Source organism: Pedobacter sp. GW456-11-11-14-TSB4 (assembly GCF_059424425.1).
Genome location: NZ_JBWKZK010000005.1, coordinates 188,342 through 212,568, shown reverse-complemented (window position 1 = coordinate 212,568; position 24,227 = coordinate 188,342). Strand labels below are relative to the sequence as shown.

At 41.3% G+C, this 24,227-nt stretch carries 18 protein-coding genes and 1 tRNA gene; 4 read left to right on the top strand and 15 right to left on the bottom strand.

Features of this window, described 5'->3' with window-relative positions; all coding sequences use genetic code 11:
• Positions 1 to 8 precede the first annotated feature (8 nt).
• From AC07XU_RS16745 to AC07XU_RS16715, 7 genes are all read right to left on the bottom strand, one after another.
• The gene (locus AC07XU_RS16745; protein ID WP_494944781.1) at positions 9 to 350 is read right to left on the bottom strand and encodes a cupin domain-containing protein; all 342 of its coding nucleotides are present in this window, start codon (positions 348 to 350) and stop codon (positions 9 to 11) included.
• Positions 351 to 359: 9 nt separating this feature from the next.
• Positions 360 to 2,498 (bottom strand): heparinase II/III domain-containing protein, encoded by a 2,139-nt coding sequence (locus AC07XU_RS16740; RefSeq protein ID WP_494944780.1) that lies wholly within the window; start codon positions 2,496 to 2,498, stop codon positions 360 to 362.
• A 51-nt stretch (positions 2,499 to 2,549) separates the two neighbouring features.
• Positions 2,550 to 3,296, bottom strand: a complete 747-nt coding sequence (locus AC07XU_RS16735; protein WP_494944779.1) for a FadR/GntR family transcriptional regulator — start codon at positions 3,294 to 3,296, stop codon at positions 2,550 to 2,552.
• Between the two features lie 412 nt (positions 3,297 to 3,708).
• Positions 3,709 to 6,699 carry a TOTE conflict system archaeo-eukaryotic primase domain-containing protein gene (locus AC07XU_RS16730; RefSeq protein WP_494944778.1) on the bottom strand — a complete coding sequence of 997 codons (2,991 nt, stop codon included), beginning with the start codon at positions 6,697 to 6,699 and terminating at the stop codon, positions 3,709 to 3,711.
• 72 nt (positions 6,700 to 6,771) lie between these two features.
• Positions 6,772 to 7,572 carry a Fic family protein gene (locus AC07XU_RS16725; RefSeq protein ID WP_494944777.1) on the bottom strand — a complete coding sequence of 267 codons (801 nt, stop codon included), beginning with the start codon at positions 7,570 to 7,572 and terminating at the stop codon, positions 6,772 to 6,774.
• A gap of 1 nt (position 7,573) precedes the next feature.
• On the bottom strand, positions 7,574 to 7,789 hold the full coding sequence (locus AC07XU_RS16720; RefSeq protein ID WP_494944776.1) for a hypothetical protein: 216 nt from the start codon (positions 7,787 to 7,789) through the stop codon (positions 7,574 to 7,576).
• Positions 7,790 to 8,593: 804 nt separating this feature from the next.
• Positions 8,594 to 9,727: a redoxin domain-containing protein gene (locus AC07XU_RS16715; protein ID WP_494944775.1), complete on the bottom strand. Its 1,134-nt coding sequence runs from the start codon at positions 9,725 to 9,727 to the stop codon at positions 8,594 to 8,596.
• A gap of 331 nt (positions 9,728 to 10,058) precedes the next feature.
• Here AC07XU_RS16715 and AC07XU_RS16710 point away from each other — a divergent pair, with 331 nt between their 5' ends.
• Complete coding sequence (locus AC07XU_RS16710; protein ID WP_494944774.1) at positions 10,059 to 10,505, top strand: RrF2 family transcriptional regulator; 447 nt, start codon at positions 10,059 to 10,061, stop codon at positions 10,503 to 10,505.
• 22 nt (positions 10,506 to 10,527) lie between these two features.
• Here AC07XU_RS16710 and AC07XU_RS16705 read toward each other — a convergent pair whose 3' ends face one another.
• Positions 10,528 to 10,692 carry a hypothetical protein gene (locus AC07XU_RS16705; RefSeq protein WP_494944773.1) on the bottom strand — a complete coding sequence of 55 codons (165 nt, stop codon included), beginning with the start codon at positions 10,690 to 10,692 and terminating at the stop codon, positions 10,528 to 10,530.
• 457 nt (positions 10,693 to 11,149) lie between these two features.
• Between AC07XU_RS16705 and AC07XU_RS16700 the strand changes: the two genes are divergently transcribed.
• From AC07XU_RS16700 to AC07XU_RS16690, 3 genes are all read left to right on the top strand, one after another.
• Positions 11,150 to 11,220, top strand: a tRNA-Met gene (locus AC07XU_RS16700).
• 206 nt (positions 11,221 to 11,426) lie between these two features.
• Positions 11,427 to 12,683, top strand: coding sequence for a sterol desaturase family protein (locus AC07XU_RS16695; RefSeq protein WP_494944772.1), 1,257 nt, complete (start codon positions 11,427 to 11,429; stop codon positions 12,681 to 12,683).
• 28 nt (positions 12,684 to 12,711) lie between these two features.
• Complete coding sequence (locus AC07XU_RS16690; RefSeq protein ID WP_494944771.1) at positions 12,712 to 13,056, top strand: winged helix-turn-helix transcriptional regulator; 345 nt, start codon at positions 12,712 to 12,714, stop codon at positions 13,054 to 13,056.
• A 72-nt stretch (positions 13,057 to 13,128) separates the two neighbouring features.
• Here the strand turns inward: AC07XU_RS16690 and AC07XU_RS16685 are convergent, their stop codons facing one another.
• The 7 genes from AC07XU_RS16685 to AC07XU_RS16655 all read right to left on the bottom strand — a co-directional run bounded on the left by AC07XU_RS16685 (position 13,129) and on the right by AC07XU_RS16655 (position 24,101).
• Positions 13,129 to 14,754: a M28 family peptidase gene (locus tag AC07XU_RS16685; protein WP_494944770.1), complete on the bottom strand. Its 1,626-nt coding sequence runs from the start codon at positions 14,752 to 14,754 to the stop codon at positions 13,129 to 13,131.
• Positions 14,755 to 14,764: 10 nt separating this feature from the next.
• Positions 14,765 to 15,802: an LLM class flavin-dependent oxidoreductase gene (locus AC07XU_RS16680; RefSeq protein WP_494944769.1), complete on the bottom strand. Its 1,038-nt coding sequence runs from the start codon at positions 15,800 to 15,802 to the stop codon at positions 14,765 to 14,767.
• Positions 15,799 to 16,782: an ATP-grasp domain-containing protein gene (locus AC07XU_RS16675; protein WP_494944768.1), complete on the bottom strand. Its 984-nt coding sequence runs from the start codon at positions 16,780 to 16,782 to the stop codon at positions 15,799 to 15,801. Before AC07XU_RS16675 ends, AC07XU_RS16680 begins: the two co-directional genes overlap by 4 nt.
• Positions 16,783 to 16,993: 211 nt before the next feature.
• On the bottom strand, positions 16,994 to 19,654 hold the full coding sequence (locus AC07XU_RS16670; RefSeq protein ID WP_494944767.1) for a M14 family zinc carboxypeptidase: 2,661 nt from the start codon (positions 19,652 to 19,654) through the stop codon (positions 16,994 to 16,996).
• Between the two features lie 19 nt (positions 19,655 to 19,673).
• Entirely contained in the window at positions 19,674 to 21,011 is a 1,338-nt protein-coding gene (locus AC07XU_RS16665) for a RagB/SusD family nutrient uptake outer membrane protein (RefSeq protein WP_494944766.1), read from the bottom strand.
• Between the two features lie 18 nt (positions 21,012 to 21,029).
• A complete protein-coding gene (locus tag AC07XU_RS16660; RefSeq protein WP_494944765.1) occupies positions 21,030 to 23,201 on the bottom strand; it encodes a SusC/RagA family TonB-linked outer membrane protein in 2,172 nt (723 codons plus the stop codon).
• A gap of 69 nt (positions 23,202 to 23,270) precedes the next feature.
• Positions 23,271 to 24,101 carry a carboxypeptidase-like regulatory domain-containing protein gene (locus AC07XU_RS16655; protein WP_494944764.1) on the bottom strand — a complete coding sequence of 277 codons (831 nt, stop codon included), beginning with the start codon at positions 24,099 to 24,101 and terminating at the stop codon, positions 23,271 to 23,273.
• Between the last annotated feature and the right edge of the window lie 126 nt (positions 24,102 to 24,227).

Genomic DNA, 24,227 nt, shown 5'->3' with positions numbered 1-24,227 from the left:
GGATAATTTTATTTAGCAAGAAAATCTTCGCGATGCGGACTGAAAACATCTATTAAAACACCAGGCTCAACGCATACACAACCGTGAATAGCATGTGGCGGCACGTAATAACCATCGCCAGTTTTTATAGTTTTTGTTTCATCTCCAATGGTCATTTCAAAAACACCACTTTCTACATAAGTAACTTGAGAGTGGTGGTGCTCATGAAGCGTTCCTACAGCATCTTTGTCAAATTTTGCCTTTACTAGCATAATTTTATCGTCATAACCAAAAACCTGTCTTTTAATTCCATTGCCTAAATCTTCCCAAGGTATTTGTGTTTCTATTTGAAATAATTCACTTTGTAGCATGTTGATGTTTTATTTAAATGTGATATAATTGTTTTGATCTTGATAATTGATGTTGTATTGATATAGTTTACCATTAATCTTAAAAGTTATTGATGCCTCCTCTTCGGTAGATTTAAGCAACTTTAGTTCGGATATAGTAGGAGTTGAAGCAGCAACAGATTCATTAATTGGATCAACCTGCCCATGTGTTTCAATAATATTTACATAGGTTTGATTACTTACATTATTTTGCGTTAACATAAACGCTTTACCATCAACCAAGTTCATATTTGGATCGTTTGCGCCAATTGATACTAATTTAAATGTTAATGGTTTTTCTGAAGTGAAGTGTGTTGTATAAAACCTTTTTTGATTAAGTAAGGTTACCGATCCTTGAGTTTCAGCTAGCTTATGTTCGGCATTTAACCAAAGGTGCTGATAGCCATTTTTTGTGCCTAAAGCTTGTAGATGATTGGGATTTGATTTAATTTGAAAAGAGCTATTTACCAATTGCCCTTTGTAATAAAAAGGTAAATCGTATTGATGAGAAGAAGATGACCTCAAATTAAATACATCAACTAAAATTGGCTTTTGCAATTCAGCTACTTTGATTAAGGAGATAGTCCTTCTCATTTTTATACCATTAAAGGCATTATCTTCTTTTGCACTAATAACTTGCAGATTCGGAGTATTACTAAAATATAAAAGCTCAGGACTTTTAGCTTCTGCATCTACTAGAATACCATTGTAATTTGAGCTTTGATCTACAGCAACAGTGTTATGCGCAATGGTTTGTTTAGCCCAAGTTTCATTCTCTGGCAAGTAATTACCACCACCTTTTGTATCAATATTTAAAAATCTAGCAGATCCGTAATCAGCAAACACCTCTGTGTTATGATCATAAAATAAAAGGTTTAAACGATCAAAGTGTCCGTGGCCCATACCTTGCGATGCAGCTTTTAACAATACGGCTATTTGGTCGGCATTATTGCCGTATCTAAGCACGCCTACACCACCTTCATCACCATTTTTTCCATCTTTAATCCATAATGATGTGTACTTAAAAGGCTGTGCTTTGTTTGCCGCTATTGCCTTCGCAACCTTTAAACCAGCGTCAGAAACAATTACTCGTTGCTGCTGCTGCGCCACATCTAATAAGTCTGCATCTGCACTGATATCAGCGTAAGCTAGATTTAAACCATAAACCAACTCTATCGATTCATAAGTCTTATCTTTAATGGCATCATTAATGGGGAAAAAAGCTTTATTAGTGTAGGTTAATTGTAAAGCAGTTTGGATAGCTTTAGCCAATAATTTATCCCTATATTCAAAAATCTTCAGTTCTGGCTGGTAATTGTTAATGGCTTTAGCAAAAAGTACAAAAGGCAATAATGAATAACGCTGGTAATACGGGCCTTCCATGTAGTAGCCATCAGGCGAAAAAAGCTGATTGATTTGGGCATAATATCCAGTCTTGCCATCCTTAGCAGATCCTTTTAGTGCCATTTCAACATATTCTCGTTTATTTAGCACATAACCTGTCATACCAACAGCTGTTAAATTCCAAGTACCATGGTTATGTATCTTATCTAAAACATCCTTTCTATCTTCTGTAAAAAACTTAAGTATGGGCATAAAAAGTTTTGTTTCGATATATTTTCTATCATCATTAGAAATCGCATCGTATACTAAATCATATCCCTGAATAGTATAAACTTGCCACACAAAATCATTTAAACTTTGCCAGAACATTCTCCCACCCTCTTTATTTGTTTTACTTTTAGGATGGATAGGCCAAGTTTCATATCTATCGGCATAAGCTTTTAGTAAATTTTTAACATAATCTGCGTATTTTTTTTCACCAGAAATTTGATAAACTGTAGCACAGTTTAAAATATTGGTGTAATTTTTCTTGTGTTGCTCATGGGTAAATCCACCACCTCCATCTTTAGGCGTAGGTACATTTAGAGGTATATTTAGGGCTTTATCTGCCTCAGTCTTTAAATTTTGATAAGAGTTTTTAAGAATAGGTAATGATGCACAGCCTTGTTTTACAGCAGCAACATTTGCCTTGGTAAGCATTAAACTTGGATGGGTTTGACTCCAAAGTTGTTGGCTAAAAATTAGGCAAAAAAATACACTTACCACTTTTTTAAGGTAGTTGATCATGGTAATAAAATTTAGGTTATCTTACTATTTGGTTAGATGAAAGTTTAGCTTTTATCCTTTAATTTCATTTATAATTTTTTCTGTGGCATATCCAGCTTTACTAATTTGCCAAATCTCATTTAAATGTGCAGCCATAGCATTTTCAGCATAGGCTACATCCTGATTTTCTATGGCAGTTAGAATCTCCCTATGCTCTGGCATTGCTGTTTTACCTCTATTCTCCCCACAAATTTTGTTGTCTACAATGTTTTTAATCAAATCTGGAATTAAAATCAATATCATCGATTCGATTACAGAATTTTTAGATGCTTTTGCCACTTTAATATGGAATAACATATCTTCCTCAACGGCACTTTTGGCACCACTGTTTATTTTATTTTCATAATCTAAAAGCGCTTGTCTTATGGCATCCAAATCTTCAGTGGTTCTTCTTTCTGCAGCAAGCTTAACTGCGCTTAACTCCAAATGATACCTTGCTTCCAGCAATGCATTAAAATCGTCTTTATTAAAATTAATGATATCAGAAATGATGCTATCTATTACGTTTATACTTAAACCTGATACGTAAGTGCCACTTTGAGGATTGGTTTTTAATAAGCCATAAAACTCAAGCTTTAATATCGCTTCTCTGATATAACTTCTGCCAACACCAAATTTTTCAGACAAAACTCTTTCTGCAGGCAATCTATCGCCAGGCTTTAATTGACCAGAAGTAATTAAATGTTTTAATTGATTAATAATTTTATCAACGGGTGTTTCAAGCTGAATAGCCGTAATGTTTTCGATTAATGATTTCATATTATATTTGGTAAACCAATTAATTGGTTTACCAAATATAATAATTATAATTCTTCAAACAATTTATTTTTTAAATTAATGAAGATGATTAATTAATTCAACGATTTAACTATTAGTTAATATGTTTAACATAAGCAATTTAAGCATTTATAAAGTTAAAAATCGATATTATTTAATTGCTTGAAAATTGAGCTTTAATAATTTGATACAAGGGAAAATTAGAGAATATTTAAGCATTAAATCAGTATTAATGCAGCTCTAAAACAACTTAAACAAAAAAAGCAGCTCTTTTCAGAACTGCTTTAAAACTTGGGGTCAGTGGCGGTGCGTAATTCGAACCATTTTGTGGACGAATTGATTGAAATAGGCGGTTTTTCGAAAAAATTTAAAGAATATACAAAGCAACTAAATATCAAGTTATAAATTGCTCCATACTATCTTTCCATATTATAAACCCTTTCCGTTCGTCCGAATAATCATGTAATACACGGCTGAAATTTACTGGTGTTGATTGCAAAAACGCAGACCTCCCTTCATTTCGAATCTTATTAAGATCATTGTCTATAATATCGAGCATCTTTTTGAGTTCTGAAATTTCTTTTGATGTATACCAAATATATGTGGCCTCATCCGTATCCAGTGTTTCCATAACAATATGATAATGCTCCTCTCCCGCTATAAGAAAAATAAAAGCGAATGGACTTAACACAAATCGTACTTTCAGGATATTGCCTAGATGAAGCTCTGATAAATACCTTAGATGGATTTTATGCCGATAATTCCCTCTCGTTAATACATCTTTTAACAATTCTTCTCCCGATTCGTACAAGGTTTGGCTAGCATTTCCCGCGTTAAGTTGGGAGGTTGCAATATTCTTACCTAAAAAATCACCTTTCTTAAATAAGTTCTTTTCAGCAAAACGAAAACGCACATTGTCTACAACTTCACGATTCAGTTTTTTTAAATCATCACTGGTTGCTGATTTACCAACTATTACACCTTTTTCGATAATGATACAGATAGCTACCACGATTGTCTTGGTGTTTAAGTATTTCTCAAAGTATAACTTTAATACTTCAAATTCAGGACGCATATTCAGATTTTCGATATCAAATGACACTTCCTGCCCTATCTCCTTTATAAATTCACAGAAAGCAACCCCGCCGTATAAAAAATCAAGTGATTCTATCGCAATTTTAATATTTCGTTCAATGATTTGATCATTCAAGAGGCTTACTGAATTATCTTTGGGTTTTACCTCTTCATCAACCTCAATAACATCATCAAACAAAGTTCTATTTTTTATCAGTTTTTTATAGTAAACGTTCCTTTTAAGGAACATGGTGTTTAGATAATCAATCTTAATATCTCTATAATCATAAATCACTGGAGTTAATTCAGATCGCTGTACACGACCAATATATTGGATTAGTTTACCTCCAAAAGAAAACGGATAGACCAAAAATAGACATTGCGCATTTTGAAGATCTGAACCTTCCCCAAAGAATTGGCCAGTTGTAATGAGTACTTGGTAATTTCCAGCCTTTAAGTTTTGCCATTTAGCTTTTCGGTTGGATTCCGAATCGTCACCACTTAATGTTACTGTTTCAAAAGATTGCTTTAAGTACTGATTTAGAGTTTCAATATGTTCTTTTCTTTCCGTGAGTATAACCACTCGTTTTCCAGTATTTAGCTGGAATGTAACATCTTTTAAAATCAACCTGTTTCTTTCGGAATCATGAATAAGAATATTTGATAAAGTTTCGAAACGATCTGTTTTGGCATTGAATTCTACGTTCAATGTTGTATTTCTGATGATAATCTCAGGTTGTGCTGATGCTCCCTTATCGCTGGATTTCATTTCTGAGATGACCTCCCCAAGATGAACAGAGATCAGTCTATCATCGCTGTTTTTCCGAAAAGGTGTTGCCGTAAGGCCGTATAGATAGTAAGAATGGAAAAGTGAGACCGCATTCTTAAATGTTTCTGCGGCTATGTGATGACATTCGTCAACAATAATAATCCCGAAGCCGCGAACCAGTTTTTCTGCTTCAAGTTTTTGCAATTCTTTGCCCAGGCTCTGTATCATGGCAATGGTAACACGCTTTCCAATTTTTGTTTTGCCTTGACCAATCCTACCAATTTCCTGTTTTGGAATTCCTAAAAATGCTTCAATTCTTTCCGACCATTGATCTGCCAGTTGATTACGGTGAACGATAATTAATGCTGGTTGCTGTTTATCAGCAATAATTTTTAGGCCAACAACAGTTTTTCCAGAACCGGGTGGTGCAACGATTATGCCTATATCCTTTTTAGATGCAGCCTCTACCGCTGGCAACTGATATTCTCGCAAAGAAGCGTTAAAAGAAAAATTAGCCTGAGGGAGCAATTTCCGATGATCATCTAGCTGATATTCAATATTATTCTGGATACAGTAAACCAATAGTTTTCTAATAAATCCCTTTGGGATAATAGCATATTCTTTTACCTCCTCTATAAATCTAAAATATCTCTTAGTCCCAAACGTGCTTTTACCACTATTTTTTTTAATGATGAAGTTTGCATTAAAAAAGTTAAGTTCATCTTTTAAAAAGGACGCTAATGCAGTACTAATTCCATTGCGATTGATTTCAATGGTATTTGATAGTTTGATTAAAAGTTTACCCGGTTCAACAACACTTGCATTTTTAGAGTTTGTTAATGAAAGAAATATTTGGTCTAAGTTGTTAGTAGAAATTCGTTTAATGCCATTTAGAAATTCCCATTGGTTTGTATAAGGAATAGCTGTTTCAGTGTTTATGAAACAACTGTTACCAAGTTCTAAGGAAGTTTTATGAAATGGTAAAGCAATCAGATTCCCAAAACCTTTGCCAGAAAGTTTATCCTGATTGGGGAAGAGCCGGTCAAAACTGGAATTTTTGTCAAAAGTAGACACTCCTCCTACCTTCTCTAATAAGCTAAGCACAATTATTCTACTTTTAAAAGCTGGATATGGTTGATTAAAAAATATCCAAACATGCCCACCCTTTCCACTTCTTGAACGTTCTAGATAAGCAGGAATATTATAGTCGGAGCAAATGGATAAAAAACTTCTACAATCTTCAATCCAGCTATTCTTATCAAAATCTGCCACGATTAACCAAGAGGTATTATCTTGTAAAAGTGGATATAATCCTATGAGTTGCCTGCCGTCAAGATGTTTTTGAATCTGATCTTCAGTTAATGGGAGATAATTTATTGTTTCTGAATCAGTGGGGTTTGTACTTTTCTTATAAATACGGTTAAAATAAGGATCGTAGAATTTAGCAGGCATGTAACCACTTTTGCTTCCTTTTGACCAGTGGATAGCATAGACGTCTTCACGTCCTTTGAACAAGGATTTATATAATTGTAACTTATCCAATTTTCAAATCATTGAAATAGCAAATAAACAAAAAGTGTTCGTATCCGTGCAAATAAACCCTCAAGTTTTCTTTTAAAATATAGCCCTGAGCCTCGCTTCCAAGTATTCAGACATGCCATTAGCCAAAAATTCTACAAGCGGTAAGTCCGAATTTTGTTGTTCACATGCTACAATGGTATTAATATAGCCTATCATATCCTCATGTGTTTTGATAGCCGGAAAAACCGGAGGACAACCATGTTTCATCATCACTGTACCCATAATTATTCTGCATACCCTTCCGTTACCATCTGCAAAAGGGTGGATATCATTAAGAAATTTATTGTGAAAATAAGCTAATGCTGTGAGCATATGGTTGTCATCGTTGCTATTGTCGACCCTATCAAATGCCCTGGTAAAAAATTCTATATGGCTCGACATAATGATATCCAGATTATAGTGCGGTGCATAATCCTTGTCTGAAAAAAAAGGTTCTCTTGACCCCGATACCGGAAAATTTCGATAATTACCAACAAGATCTGGATGGTAATCGCCATTCCATGACAAGTCACTTCCCATAAGATCTCGATGAATATCCTTGATTAGCTCTTCGGACAAATTGAACTCATTGTACCGCTCGATCATATTAGCCAATATTTTCCTGTGATCCTCCAATTGAAGAAAACTAGACAATTTCTCTTTGTTTACATACTCGTTATTAAGAAAACGGATGGTATCCCCGTAATCCAGCTTTGGATCTTCGATCCTTGATGAAAAAAAAGAGTAATCATTGATCAGGTCATCTTTGAATTGCTGATCCCAGTTAGGTCTGGGGAATCGTTGCCCAAATGCAGCAAGTGCTTTATTGAACCTCTCCAAAAAAAGCCTAGGCATGTTAGTCCTTGTATTTGGTAACCAGCACACGAACCCATTTACGAATGTCCGAAGGATAGGCAAAGCGCCTGTTCCATGCATCCTTTACAATGGTCTTTCCAAAGATATACATTTGAAAATCATCCTTGAAAGTAGCAGGTATAGAATCGAAAGGCACCAATTCCCTCGCAGAGGAAAGGTCTTTAAGTGCAACAATATCCGATCTAGTCATTAACATGGCTTATACAATTTTGTGTTTAAAATACGAACATATATGATGCCAGTACACAATCATTTACAAAAGTAAATAAAAATAAATCAAATTAACCAAAAACGAACTTAAAAAATAAATTACGAAGGCTACTCTAGCCCTTTCAATTAATTGAATTAAAACAGTTTGACCATAAAAACATAAGGTTTATAATTAAATTAAAAAGGGGTTTTCTGCTCCAAAAAAAAAATGGGTAATGAGGCAACTCCATAACGAGGCTCGAACCAAAAAATTAATATCTATCGGTATAGAAAGGCATTTTTAAACATATCTACATTTTTGACATCAAAACATCGAACCACTTTTCTCAAGAAAAACTATCTTGTGAGCAACTGTAAGTAAATGCCTTATACAAAAAAAGCAGCTCTTTTCAGAACTGCTTTTAAAACTCGGGGTCAGTAAAGTCATATAGTTCAAACCGATATTTACACAAATCGATTGAAATTAGGGTTTTGGAGGAATTTATACATAATTGGAGATAATCATCCAATAGCGAATATAATATTCAAATAGAGACACAAGCGGCATTGAAAATCATTTCAGATTTATTTAAAAAGTTTTACTAACCTACTGGGTAAATTCCACTCTGCCAAAGGCAAAGTGCCTTCCATCCATTCTTTGACATCATGGGCGGATTCGAACCGCCGTAAAAGGTTTTGCAGACCTGTACCTAACCACTCGGCCACATGACTATGTAAAAACTGACTCTCAAAAAGCTCTGGTGCCCAAAGGCACCAAAGCCAGTCTAGGTTAGTTAATAGTTAAGATTTATTACTTCGCCTTAGCTGTCGTATTTAACAGTTCGGCCAGTTTTGCGCTCAGCTTTTCTCCCCTAAGCCCCTTGGCAATGATTTTTCCATTTGGATCGATCAGAAAGTTGGCGGGAATTGATCTGACACCATAGGCCTTTGCCACCTCATTGTCCCAGAACTTTAGGTCAGATACCTGCGTCCAGTCCAGCTTATCATCAGCAATGGCCTTCACCCATGCATCATGTGCACCTGGCTTGTCTAACGAAACACCCAAAACGGTAAAGCCCTTGTCCTTGAACTGGTTAAAAGCTGCCACAACATTCGGGTTCTCCCTTCTGCATGGACCGCACCAAGATGCCCAAAAATCAATCAGCACATATTTACCTTTAAGGTCAGAAAGGCTTGCAGGTTTTCCGTTTACATCATTTTGGGTAAAGGCAATCGCAGGCAATCCAATCCTGGTTTTCTGTCCGGCCACAAAGACACCATTTGCGGCCTTTCCGGCCTTGGTTGCCTTAACCTCTGTACTGAGTAAGTTATAGGCCTTGTGTGCATCATCCAAATATTTTTCATTTGCGGCGAGCGGTGTCAAAACCCCGATGCTGATGTATGAATTTGGGTGTGATTTTGCAAAAGCCAATTGGATTGGATACAATTGCTCGGATGCTGTTGAATAGCGGTCATAATAGGCATCCATGAATTTCTCATCTGCCTTTTGTTCGGTAGTGAAATTAGCATATTCGGCACTGATTTTTGACAGCTCATCCTGAATGGTCTTTGTTGCCGCTCTTAATTCAGCATCTTCATTATTTACCTTCGAGCCAGAAATCTTTGCAAATTTTATCGAATCGCTAACCTCAATAGCAATATTTGCCGGTTCAATGTAAAAAGAAAGTGCATCCCTCCTTGCGCCCTTTGACTGCTGCTTGGTATAAAGGGTTGCCTTTACCGGCTCTGGCACCTCTCCCCTGAATGAAAAAGCGCCTGAACTTACGCTGCCCGAATCAATGATTGTTTTTCGGTCGACAGCGTAGGAAAGATATACTGTTGTGCCCTCTTTAAGCTTACCTGTACTCAATTTGATCTGAAAGGGTTGCTGGGCATATAAGGTGAATGGCAACAGGGAAATGGTGATTAACAATAGTTTTTTCATGCGTCAATGGGGATTAAATTTAACGTTGTCACAAATATAGGAATAAATACGACTAAAATAGTAGTCTTTTTATTTTTATTTTTTTAGATTTGCTGCTGTTCATATATTCATCTTTTGTTTAAGGGCGGCCGTTCATGTTTGTTCGGCCGTTTTTTTATATTTTCAACTGGTAATGACTTATTGTTTCTGTTGGAACAGATAAATAGAAAATTATCTCTGCTACCGCTGATGTATTCTTTTACATATCTTTAATATTTGTCCTTTGAAATGTTATTCATAAACTTTAGCAGGTAATTAGCTAATCGCTAGAAAATGATTATTTTAGCAATCGATGATTTCAAAGAAAACGAAATATGCCATAAAGGCACTTGTGGCCTTGGGCAAGAATGTTGGAAAACCAGCGATCAATATCGCATCGATTGCCGCAAGTGAAAGTATTCCCAAAAAATTCTTGGAGCAGATACTGCTGGATCTCCGCAATGCGGGATATCTATATAGCATAAAGGGCGCTGGTGGTGGATATTCGCTGAACAAGGACGCAAAGGATATCTATCTGGTTGAAGTGCTTAGGCTGACAGATGGCCCGATAGCAATGGTGCCCTGTGCAAGCCTCAAGTTCTACAGAAAATGTGATGAATGCGCCGATGAAAAAACTTGTGGGATACGCAGTGCATTTATACAGGTAAGGGATGCTACCCTAAAAGTACTGTCGGAAACCAGCATTGCCGATATCATCGGGCATGAAAAGTCAATTCCCCAAATATTAGAAAATGAATAGAAGGCATAACTGCCCTTCATCATCAGATTGGCCTTAGAGAAAGGTAGTCCTGAATGGTGTTCCTTTCCTGTTTTGCCTGCTCCTCTTCCTCCTTTTTTTCTGGAAAAAAAAGCTGATCATCATTTTTGAAGGGATAACTGTAAAGTGGATAATCTTCAATGGTCGGAAATTCGAGATAGATCGACATGGGATGAATGATTTAATGAATAAAATGTCCGTTAATTATTTGCTGCAAACAAACTTAATCAAAAAATAAAAGACTACAAAATAAGTAGTCTTTTATTTTATACCACAAAATCTATCGAAAAATTAAAACTATCAGTAACCATACCACACGGGGGTTAACTATCCACCAATCAATACAGGATATTCAGCAGACATAAGCTGGCAAATCAACTAATTGCTTTTGCACAATGACTTAAAATTGGTTTTTTAATCTGCGCATATCTGAGAAAAAAATCAGACGAGCCTAAATTCGCAAATAAAAATTAATTATAAAGTCTACTAAACTTGTAGACAAAATATAATTTTGCTACATTTACGCCGTAGATGGATTACGGTCGATTTTGTAATCCGATATGGTTCATACACATTTATATTTGGTTTGATAGGGAAAAGTCTCTGGATAGAACTTTTCCCTTTATGGTCGGTTGGCCGAGGGGTTAGGCAGGGTTTCATAAACCCCATACAATGGTTCGAATCCATTACCAGACCGCGATTTACATCTTCCTTGTCTCGGATTTTGGTTGATCAATTTTTGTTTTGTTAGATATTTAGGGCATTCCGGATGGAAGGCCCTAAATTCTTTTATGATACCTCTGCTACCAACTCAATGAGACAAAATATTCATCAAAAAAAGTCTATTAAAATAGTAGTCTTTTAATCAAAAATCATATTTTTGCCTGACCTAAAAAATTCACAATGGAGAACATCAACTATCTTGCTTTTGCTATTCCCGCATTTTTTCTTTTCCTTTATCTGGAATATGCAATCGCGATAAGGCAAAGAAAATCGCACCTGTTCAGGTACGAGAGTTTTATATCCAATGTAAGTATAGGCATAGCCGAGCGGCTGCTCAACCTGTTCATTGCCGGAAGCTTCTTTTCCCTGTTCAGTTACATTTATGAGAATTACGCCATCTTTGAGATACCATCATCTTGGTGGGTTTGGGTACTGCTGCTGCTCACGACCGATCTGATATGGTACTGGTACCACCGACTGGGTCACGAAGTGAACTTTCTGTGGGCGGCCCATATCGTGCACCACCAAAGCGAGGAATTTAACCTTAGTGCAGCTGCAAGGATCACCACCATCCAGGCGCTGATCAGGAATATTTTCTGGTGCCTATTGCCATTTTTGGGTTTTGACCCTTTGATGGTTATTGTCATCCTAACGGTGCATGGCGCCTACTCCTTTTTTACACATACGCAGCTTGTGGGCAAAATCCCCTGGCTAGAAAAAGTACTGATCACCCCGTCCCTCCACGGGGTACATCATGCCAGTGACGAAAAATACCTGGACAAGAATTATGGTGATGTTTTTGTTTTTTGGGACAAGCTCTTTGGTACCTTCCAATCCGAGGAAGAGCCGCCAAAATACGGGCTTACCCATCCGCTGGGCACCTACAGTTTTCTCTGGCAACATTTCCATTATTATCTTGAAATTGCAAAGGCCTGCCGGAAGGTAAGCGGAACAAGCGCAAAAATGCGGATCATTTTTGGCAGTCCCGCACTTTTGGACCAGGAGATCAGGCCGGAACTTGAAAAAAGATTTTTTCAGAACAGGAAGAACCGGCCTCCGCGTTTCAGGTTCAGGGGATATTTGAACGCCCAGATCGGGATCGTGGTAGCTTTGCTTACCTTTATTACAGCCTATTACACAAGGTTGGATTACATCGATAGGCTATTTATTGCCTCAATCGGCATCATAACACTAGTTAACTGTGGGGCATTGCTGGAACAGCGCAAATGGATCTTTTATCTCGAATATTCGAGGTTATTGCTGCTTTCTACCTATGCGCTATGGAAGATTGGACACATAGAACTACTGATGTTTCCAGTAATAATACTGATCGTACTGGAAAGGGCATTTGCCCTGAGCAAACTCTATAACGATCATGTCCTCATCTACGAACTCTCGGATGTATCAGCTGCAATCGATGATAGGGATGATAAGTAACATGCCGCAGACCGAAAATCCTGTAGCAATGGGAAACATTCAAGCTGCTGGCGATTGCCGGCAGGAGTTGAATGGGATAGAAACAACCACAAGGGTACTTGGGGGCAAATGGAAACCAATGATCTTGCTCTTGCTGCTTAACGGAAACACAAGGTTCAGCGAAATTGCCAAGGGGCTGCCCAAGATTACCTACAGGATGCTTTCCAAGGACCTGAAGGAACTTGAGCGTTCAGGTCTGGTAGACCGGAAGGTAGATACGGATATCCCCTCAAAGATAACTTATGAACTTACCGCTATCGGTCGATCCCTGGCGCCACTTTTATCACAGATGGTAAACTGGGGATTGAAATTTTCGCAGAAGATAGACAGATGATTGCGATGAGCCTATCGATTGATTAAGACCTGCGGGAACATAGATGGGAAGGCCTTAAAATATTATGAATGATTATCTGATCTCGAAAACATCTCCCCTATTCCATATTGGCCTAACCCTATCCTCACTGATCAGCAGACCGATCAGGAAATTCAATTTGGCATAGGTCACACCGGCATTAAAATCAAAAACCCCATTGATATCATCTTGAGGCTTATGATAATATTTCGCCCTCCAGACCGCTACTTTTTCATTAAGGTTATTCTTTCCGTCTGGTGTAGCAGAGCCATATTTGATGTGCAGGGAAGGGATACCGGCAAGCACAAAACTATACTGGTCACTTCTTGTGAACCTGGCCTGTTTGGGTTCCGGATCAGCCTCTACTGCAAGGTTGAGTAATTTTGCCGACTGCTCAACTTTTGAACTTAATGTCGAATGTTCTGCGCCCAGTGCGGTAACAGAAAGCAATGGGGCAATGATGGTGGGCATATCGGTATTCACGTTGGCAATGATTTTTTTAGCGCTGACTGTGGGATGTGCGGCAAAATACCCCGATCCCAGCAAACCCAGTTCCTCACCAGTGAGCAGCACAAATAATATCGAGCGCTTTTGTTTCACCGGCAGACTTGCATACATTTTCGAAATTGCCAGCACGCTTGCTACGCCAGAGGCATTGTCATGTGCGCCGTTATAGATACTGTCTCCCTCGATGGGTTTTCCAATTCCCAAATGATCAAGATGTGCACTATGCACAATAAATTCTTTTTTGAGCAGCGGATCTGATCCGGTAATCTTTGCTATCAGATTATAACTAATCGACTCCTGATAATAGGATTGATAGTCAAGCGAAATTGTTTCCCTAAGCTCAAAAGAGCTTGGCTTTCCTGCTAAGAGTTCCGCTAACAAGCCCTTCGCATCTTTACCCGATTTATTAACCCATGTATTGAACAATGCCACGTTTACCACACCATAAAACTTCATCTTATCAGAAACATAGCTTCTGGATACCGCAACATTTCCACGTTCATCCAAAACGCTGATCACACCATTACTTACATCGGGAAGCGCTTTTATCGATGTATCTGCCGAGGCAACAATAACGCCGATTGCACCTTTGGCGGCCGCTGTTTTTAATATCGTCGAGATATTTGATACATGTGCAGCAGCCGAAGAGGAAAACTGTCGCGGTGAACCTCGCATTATAACTACAGTCTTTCCCTTGACATCGATGTTTTGGTAATCATCGTAACCAAGTTTTGGTTCACTGATACCAAAGCCCGCAAATACTAGCGAAGAGCTTACATGGACATTATCCCTCGAGGGATTGGGATAGATAACATATGCCGATTCAGGCAGGGCAACAAATTCACCAAGTTTATCTTTCCCGCTGAAAGCTACATTTTTTACAAAAGCCCTGCGTAAACGGACCTTCTGCAACCAGCCTCCTTTTTCCCCAGCCGCAACTGCTCCCGACTCCTTTAACCTGCCGATGCAGTAATCCAGCGCCAACTTAAAGCCAGTAGAACCTGGTGAGCGGCCCAAAAGCACATCATCAGAGAGAAAACGGATATCTTTCTCTACCACACCTGCGCCAACAGAAGCCATCGCCTTTTCTAGCTCACCCACCTGCAGCTTATGCTGGGCAATCACATGGCTAGTGATAGTCATTGCGATCATGATCAGCAAAAAATTCTTCATGAAACCCATTTTAGGATGGCGAGACGATTTCCTGTTGGATTACCGTATCGGCAAAGCGCTCCATCTCCTCAAGTTGCGGACTGCATTGCAGCAGAAAAAAATCAACACCTATTTTTTTAAATTCCCCGATCCTATCCTGAACCTGAGCTGGTGTTCCGGTCAAACCCGTTCTCAGGCCACGGTTGGATACAGAATAGTCCGATAGGGACACCCGTTGTTCAAGTTGGGTCCCAGAGATCCACTGCTGGTAATTTTTGTAACCTGAACTACCCTCCTGTACGTTGGTGATCCTGTCGAGTTCCTTTTTTACCTCCTGCTCGCTGTTACGGATAATGCTGTATGCGGCAACGCCGAACTGCATTGGCGGCAAACCTTTTTTATCTCTTCGTTCAGAAAGGTCAGCAATACGGCGGGCGATCAGCTCTGGCGAATCCCCGTGCATCACATAACCATCGCAGGTGGATGAGATCAGGTCCTTTGCAGCCTCGGATTCTCCCCCGGCATAGATAGGCGGCCTTGGTGAAGAAATAGGTTTAGGCTGAAGAATATTGTCTTTTACCTTGTAGAATTTGCCATCAAAACTGAAATTGTCCTTTTTCCACACATTGTCAAGCACTTCAAGCCACTCTGCAGAGCGTGCATAGCGGTCATCATGCTGTTCAAAGTTTACCCCGTACTTTTCAGCTTCATCCTTCCACCAGGAAGACACCAGGTTCAGCGACAACCTGCCGCCACTGATGTGGTCTATGTTTGCGGCCTGTTTGGCCAGTAGCGCAGGGTTATGGAAAGTGGGTCTTACCGCCACCATCAGCTCCTGCTTGCTTGTTACCGCCGCAAGTGCCGCTGCCGTAGACCAGGCATCTAGCGAGGGAGCGCTTTCCCCCTTAATATCATTCAGGTTCAATTCGGCAATCAAAGCCAAATCAAATCCAATTTCTTCACTCCTGATGGCTAGACGTTTTACATAATCCCAGGTGGGCTGCATATTTTCGTCTTCCACGTTCCTTAGCCATCCGCCGAAGATGGGTAACCAATATCCGTATCTCATAATCCCTGATCTGCTGTAAGTGTTCCGTTAATTTTTTCAAGCTGCTCTTCCAGGAAATCAACCAGGCGTTCATGGGGATTGAAACCGATTACGTTTACCGCATCGGCAACAAAATTCGAAAGTGCATTGACATCATAATAAAGTACCTGACCATCGCGGTCATCGATAATGTATTCAATTCCACCAACATCAATCCCGCTTTGCTGCACTATTTTTTCTATATTCTCTATGATTTCAGCTGATGGGGTAAAAGCCTCTACCTTGAGCCCGTTCTTAGGCGCATCAACAGCGCAGGCGTTTCGCACCAGATCCTGACCGGTGGTAGTCTGACAGATATCGGCAGGACAGAGATTAAAACTTTCCCCGCTGGTATATACCCTGATGCCATAAAGATATTTTCCGCCCAAGGTTTCTACACGGGTGATGTAGCCACCTCTGGCAGGTATAAATTCTTGAACCAGCGCCGTATGGTCGATTCCGAAATCGATGCGGTTCTCGGCTATGGCCAATTTCACTTCCTCAATTGAATCGAACTTTTCTATTCCAGCCCCGCTCCCGCCAATGTTGGCTTTGATCACAATCGGAAAACGCAAGCCTTCGGTCGCTTTTTCTACCTGGGAAGCATGGTTGACAACCCTTGATTTCGGGTAACGGATACCCAGTTTTTCGAGCAGCAGTAGCTGAAGGGCTTTAGAGGTTTCGAAAGTGAAGGCTTTGTACCCATTGATGACCCTTACGCCATGGTCTTCCAAAAATTTCAGGTAATTCAGGGTATAGAATGTTCCCTGTATACCGTCTCTGAGATAAGCTGATGGGCTCATCCTGTTGAAAAAAACATCGAAGTCTGGCTTAGGGTCTTCAATACCAAAAAAATGTTGGGTCGGATTGGTGGTTTGGAAAGGTATACCACGTTTTTGAAGTTCCGTAAAAAGAGGCTTGAACCAATCAGGCTGCTCGTATGAAATAGATATTAAACTCATGAAGATAATTTTAAACTATTAATTATATAGATTTAGTAGATTTTAAGACAAATATATCATTCAACAATAACCAAATTGACACTCCCGCAATTTGTATTAAGTATTTTACAGTCTTTAGACACAAAACGCAAGCGCTATAAGTTGATGATGATACCATCTGATCAAGAATGGATAAAGTTTAAGGCGGCTTTCGCCGCCCTAAATTTATTTGTTACCTACCTCCAATCAGATTTCCAAAGAATATCGAATTTAGGAATAACCTGGCTGTTCCGAGCCAATAGCCCCTGTAGGTCGGATCATCGGCAAACAGAACGACCTCTCCGCCGCCCACTCCGGTAGCAATGATGGCTGCTGAATTTGCCACTTTTGCGGTGTTGGCCCTGGACGAATAACCATTGATCAGTGGGTTTGAGGTATACTGGGCAACGGTGGCATATTTGTTGGCACTTGGCAGCAATAAGGTAGAACCATTTTTATTGATGAACAATTTACGTGAGCTGATACCAAAGGCGATGGGATGGGAAATGTCAAGATCCGATTCGAAAATTGCACCGTTGATCCTTTTTGAGCCCTCAACATCCTCCTGTCTGGCATAATCTAGCCTATCTACCTTTGCCGCCCTAGAACCCTCAACCGCATCCTTTGAACCAGATTGAGCCTTCTTGTTATCTTCCTGTTTTTCGGCAGCAACCACTTGTACCGGAAGTTCGCCGCGTCTTGCAAAGGTTTCTGTCTGTGAAAGTTTTTCCCTTACGATTTCCTGCTGGATGGCCCATGCGGAGGCTGATTGGAAAGTAATCAATGTTCCACCGTCACTTACCCAGCTTCTGATTTTATCTACAGTTGCCTTATCCCAAGCGCTATAGTTTCCGGCAGGCAGAACCAGTACATTATACCTGTTCAGCGATGCCCTGGAGAAACTTTGCAGATCCAGTTTGGTAACCGGAAGGTCCAACTGCTGGTTCAAAAGAAACCATACCTGACCTGCCTCGGAAGATGTAACCCCTTGCCCGAATGCAAGTGCTACCTCTGGTTTTCGAACAGCCTTGATGTTACTGCTGCCCAGATCTATCCCTTCTGCACTGAAACCAGTGGAAACTGGCGTTATTTCGATATTTGATAACTTGGCCACATGATTTAAGGCCTGTAAAAGCGAATCGGCAGAGATCGTCTGGCCAACCACCGGTATAACTAGGGTACCGGGAAGATAAGATTTTTTACCTGCTGAGGTGTTAGCGGCAAATGATTTAAATGCTGTTTTTACGAATACGTTTTTCAGCTGCAGCTGATAAAGTGCCTTGGTAAAGTTGTAATCGCCCGAATTGATCAGGTACGCATAGGAAGCACGTTCCAGATTCGATCTGTCGCCCTGGAATGGGAGGGTCTTAACGATCTGCCCCTTTGCAAACGCACCTTTTAGCTTTGCATATTTTAATCCATAGGCATGTATGATGCTCCAGCCCGTATTGTCATAAAAAATACTGTCCTTTAGGGTGTTTTCCTCAAAGATGGAATGCACCAGCAGGAAGTTGGGCTGGGCCGAGGGAACGATGTAGGATTTTCCCTTGTCAAAAGTTTTTCCTTCCTGGGTAAGGTTATCGGCCACTTCATAAACCTCAATCCTATGCTGCAAGAGCAGGCCCAGGAATTTTTGGGTCAGGTTGACATCATTCCTATCGCCGAATACAAAGCCCTTTGCAGGATTTTTCTGCCCCTGCTCAAGTGCATATTTGAAAAAATCCTTCTGGACCTTGAATAGTCCGGCTTTTTCTGCAATGGCTCCCTTAATGGTAGAAAAGCTGGTTGCCAGGTGATTTTTGATGGTAAAGGCGAACGTCAGAGGTCCATTTGCTGATTCCTGAACGATACCAAGTGACCGTGCCTGTTCAAAGGTAGCGGCAACCGAACCGAAAAACTTTGGATAGGTTGAGCCGTAGATCGGCGAGAGGTTATCGTAGTTTTCCTTTGTGAAATAAAAAGAACCTATATCATCAAGGGCCTTGGCATGATACTTTGCCAGAATCACCTGATAATCGTACAAAAACTGCGGTATGATCGGACTTTCATGGTTCTTTGGCGTAGGCTCAAAGTAGTAGGTGGCATTGGTGCCCTGCTCATGGAAATCAATCTGTACGTTAGGGTACCACTTATGGAAAAACGTTAGTCGGTTACGGCTCTCCACCTGGACCAGGTTAAGCCAATCTCTGTTCAGATCTGTGAAATAGTGGTTTGTTCTTCCCCCTGGCCAGCCTTCCTGGTGTTCCCTATCGGCAGGATCTGCAACCGGCGGAAAGGAATGATGTGCATTGAGCCAGTTTGCCGCCCTGTCCCTACCATCTGGATTTAACGATGGGTCGATAAAAATCACAGATCCAGAAAGCCAGTTCAGTGTTTCGGAATCATTGCTGGCCGCAAGATAATAGCCGGTCAACAGACTGGTTTCTGTGCTTGAGGTCTCATTTCCATGTACACCATAACCCAGATGAATGATCACAGGGGCACTGGCTCCCAGCACTGGTTTCAAAGGATCTACCTGAGACAAATGTTCCTGCCTGATCTGCTCGAGTTTTCTGTAATTTTCTGCCGATGTGATCGTTACGATAATCTGTTCCCGCTGCTCGTAGGTTTTGCCGATGCTCTGTACATGAATGCGGTCCGAAACTTTTTCCAACTCCCGGAAATAGGCCACAACCTGGTCGTGCCTTGTAAGGTAGCTTCCGATGGGATAGCCCAGAAAAGCCTCCGGACTTGGTATTTTTGGGTCAAGGCTGGCAGCCTTCGGAAAAAAATAACTGTTCTGTGCATTTATTTCGGTAGAAAAAAAAGCAGTCAATATCAGAACAAGCTTGATGGATTTTGAAAATATCTTCATTTTTTTTAGGGATTTTTAGTTAATAGCCTGGGTTCTGGGTAACATCTGGATCGGATTGGATATCTGAAAAGGGGATCGGGAATAGCCAGAAATTCCTGTTGGCAACGCCCAATACCGCCCCTGCCCTTTCGGTCCTTACCAGATCGAACCATCGGTGGGCCTCAAAAGCAAACTCTATGGCATTTTCATCTTCAATGGCCTGTATCAGTGCAGCCTGCGTAGTTGCGGTAGTGACAGCTACATCAGCCCGCTGCCTTACCGCATTCAGGTCTGCTGCCGCCTCGGTTAATTTATTCTGCTGTGCCCTTGCCTCTGCCCTGATCAGATAAAGTTCGGCAATGCGGATCAGATAAGACGGATCAGTACTCGTTGCCGTTGTGTTGTACAGCACGCCATAAACTGTAGTTCCGCTACCTGCAATCAAGGCGTTTCTGGTACCACCCACGGCAGGGTGATTCAACTTTGCAACCAACCCGTCTGATGGCTTTAGGGTAAACTGTCCACCAGCCGAACTAGGGTACCAGAGGTTCCAATAGGTATTCCTGTCATTAACCGAATAGGCAAGTTCCAATACCGATTCTGCTGTTTGAAAAGGAGCCGTAAAAAATGACCGATATGGTTTCACCAGCGAATATTTGGTATTTCCGATAACCTGACTCGCGTAGGCCTCCGCATCTGCCCATTGTTTACGGTACAGATGCAGCCTGGCCCTAAGCGCCCTGGCCGTACTTTTTTGGGCACGGTTCCTTGTCGTTGCATCTTCGGTGAGCAGCTGCTCTGCCTGGATCAGGTCTGCAAGCACCTGATCGTAGGTCTGGTCCAAAGTGCTCCTTTTTATGCCTTTCAGCACACTTAGATCGGAAGTTGGCTTGAGCTGGAGCTGTACTCCTCCCCATCCCCTGGCCAGATCAAAATAGGCCAATGCCCTGATGAAGTAGGCCTCCCCAATAATTCTGTTTTTCTCAGCCGCCGTCAATACCGGATCGTTAACCAGCGGTACATAGGCAATTACGCTGTTTGCAGAATTGATGGTTCTGTAGATGCCCTGATAGGCTGATACGGTAATTACGTTATCGGTAGGAATGGCGTTCTGGTCGAGTTGAAGGTACTGACTTAAGGTCCCGTTAAATATGACATTATCAGCGGTTATGGTTCCCAGCGTGGGATAGCTAGAGACATAATATCCCTGCAGCTGATCATAGGTACCGATGATTGCGGCCCTTGCGGTACTTGCATCTACAATGGAGTTCTCGGTTGGAAGGGCATTGTTTGGAGCTTCTTCCAGGTACTTTTTGCAGGATGAGGATAGTAGCACTACTGCAAGAAAGATGATATGTTTGAAATATGATTTTTTCATTAGTCTGATTCTTTAGTGTTAAAAAGTTACGTTGGCACCAATCTGGAATGTTCGTGGCTGTGGGACGGTTGCCCAGTCATAACCCACGGTATTCTGGTTGTTTGATTGTGAGCTTACCTCCGGATCAAGCCCGCCATAGCTGGTAAATGTCAGCAGGTTGGTTCCCTGTGCATAAACCCTCAATTTACCAATACCAACTTTACTCAACAGGTCTTTTGGAAGCGTATAGCCAAAGGTCAGGGTCTTCAACCTTAAAAATGAGCCATCTTCCAGGTAGCGTGAAGATAGACTAGCCACATTACCGCCGTAATTATTCGCCGCTCCACCGTTTTGGGTCGGGTTTGCACTATAGGTAGTTAGTCTTGGGATATCGGTAATATCGCCTGGTTTCTGCCACCTGTCCAACTGGCGTGGAAGGAAGCCGATGTTCGCCTGGGTGCCTCCATGCACCATAAAGAAATCGTTCATGTTCATGATCTTGTTGCCCTGTTGGAAGTAGAAGAAAAAATTCAGATCGAAGCCTTTAAAGGTAAAATTGTTGGTAAACCCTCCAGTGAATTTCGGAAGCGCATTTCCGACAATCTGGCGATCGGCAGAAGTGATCAGTCCATCATTGTTCAGATCTTCGTAAACTGCGTTACCGGTCTGCGGATCGACATAAAGCTGCTTGTACAGCTGGAAAGAGTTGGTTGAAAATCCCTGCCTTAATATCGAAATATTTCTGCCGGAAGCGCCCAAGCTTATATCCGAAGCCAATTTTTCTATCTTGTTATTGTTGAACGAGATGTTGAAATTGGTTGTCCACTGGAAGGCATCGGTTTCTATATTTACCGAATTGATGGCAAACTCGAAACCCTTGTTCCTCACCGCACCGAAATTCTGTAGATACGAAGTGAAGCCCGAACGGTATGGCACCGGTACGTTCAACAACAGATCGTAGGTATATTTATTATAGTAATCGGCAACTATATTCAGCCTGTTCTTGAAAATACCGATCTCGGCGCCAACATTAAACTGGCGGGTGGTCTCCCATGTCAGATCTGGATTGGCTAGTTGCGATGGTGCAATACCCGGCTGCTCGAGATAATTCGCCCCGGAAGACCATAGACCTTGTGCCGCATAGGCACCTATCCCATTCTGGTTACCGCTCAGCCCCAAGCTTGCCCTGACTTTAAGTTCGTCAAAAAAGTTGGTGTTCTTGATAAAGTCCTCCTGATTTAGGTTCCATGCCACACCGCCAGACGGAAAATAACCCCAACGGTTGTTCCTTCCGAATTTTGAAGAGGCATCGGCACGTATACTTCCGTCTATCGTATATTTGCCGTCATAGGTATAGCTCACTTTACTGAAAAAGGATACCAGTTTGGATTCTGCCCTTGATGCAGAGCCCGATCGGGTTGCCGCAACCGCTACAGATCTCAGGCTATTTGCCGCAAAACCAGTACCGCTTGCACTGGTACTTTCGTTCAATACCGTGTTGATGGTATTCCCTACCAGTGCATTTATATTATGCCTTTTAGCCGTACCGAATGATTTTACAAAGTTCAATACCTGCTCGTTGGTCAGTACCAGGTTTTTATTCTCGATAGATGACGCCGAACCATTTGCAGCGATACCTGCGCTGATGAGCGTACTTGAATAACTGTTGTCATATTCGCTTGTGTTGTCAATGCTCCAGCTGCTGCGAAGCTTCAGGCCCGGCAAAATCGTATATTCACCGGTAATATTCCCTATCGTCCTCCATCCTACTGCCTTGCTGTCCAGGTTCTCGATCAGGGCCAGGTGATTATCGAAACTGCCGTAACGGGCATAGGTTCCATTGGCGTTAAAGATTGGCAGGTTAGATCTTGGAAAAAGTGCAGAGTTGATGACACCAGTTGGATTATTATCACTGCCGCTAAGGTTCCTGACCGAACGCGTAAAATTCAGGCTTGTTCCTATCTTCAACTTATCGGTCAGGTAGTTATCGTAGTTCAGTCTGGCAGAATACCTTTCGTAGTCCGATGGCTTAACGATAGATTCCTGTCCCAGATATCCAAGACCTATATAATAGGTGCTTTTATCGGTTCCGCCCTGGGTTGAGATTTCGTAGTTGGAAGTTCTGGCAGTCCTGAATAGCCCACTGATCCGATCGAAATTGGGCTGACTTGCAGGATCGGGAAACGGCAGTGTTACCGTCGCCGGGTTCAACCCATTATCGATGGCGGTATTGATACGGGATTCATTGGTAAGCAGGGCAACTTCCGGGCCTGTGGCAACTTAGAACTTGTTTACCGCAGTAGACCAGCCCTGAAAGGTGCTGAGGTTAATGTTCGCTTTTGTATTTCTCTTGCCCCTCTTGGTCGTAACGATGATCACACCATTTGCCCCAAGGGAACCATAGATCGCTGTCGCGTTCGCATCCTTCAGGACCTGGATGTTTTCGATATCCGAAGGGTTGATGTCTGCCATTGGATTGGAGGCCTGCTGGTTGCCAAGCCCCGCAGAAATCGGATCGGCATTGCTCACAAAAACCCCATCAATGATATACAGGGGATCAACCGAAGCGTTGATAGAATTATTGCCCCTCACCCGGAAAGTGATACCTCCTCCCGGAACTCCAGAATTGGTAGTTACCTGAACCCCAGTAGTCCTTCCCTGGATCAGCTGATTGAAGCCGCCCTGAGGTTGGTTTTGGATAACCGATCCGCTTACACTGCTGATCGATCCGGCAATGTATTTTCTCTCCTGGGTACTGTAGCCCGTAACTACCACATCGTTCAGTTGATTTTGTGCTTCTTTTAGCCTGATGGTCACCGGACTGCCGTCAACGATCTGGGATTTTTCTTCGAAGCCAACAAAGCTGATGATCAATGTGTAGGGAAACTTTTGACCGGTAATAAAGCTGAAGCGTCCGTCGTTGTCTGTAGAAACAACATGCGTTGTGCCCTTGATCTTCACAACTGCTCCAGGTATGGGCTTTCCGTTCTCTGCATCGAGAACAGTTCCGTTTAGGCGTGATTGAATAGTCGGGTTTACCTGGGCGGCAGCTACGGCTGACCATAGCACGCATATCAGCAGGTAAACTCCTTTGGTGTAGAGATTTTTCATTTTTACTTTTTAGGAATTTTTGGACATAAATCTTCCAATACCCGGAAAAACGGGTCTATAGAAAGACAAACTAAGATTGATTTGGCAGTAGAATAACTGCTGGGACTAGTAGTGTTTACCGATGCT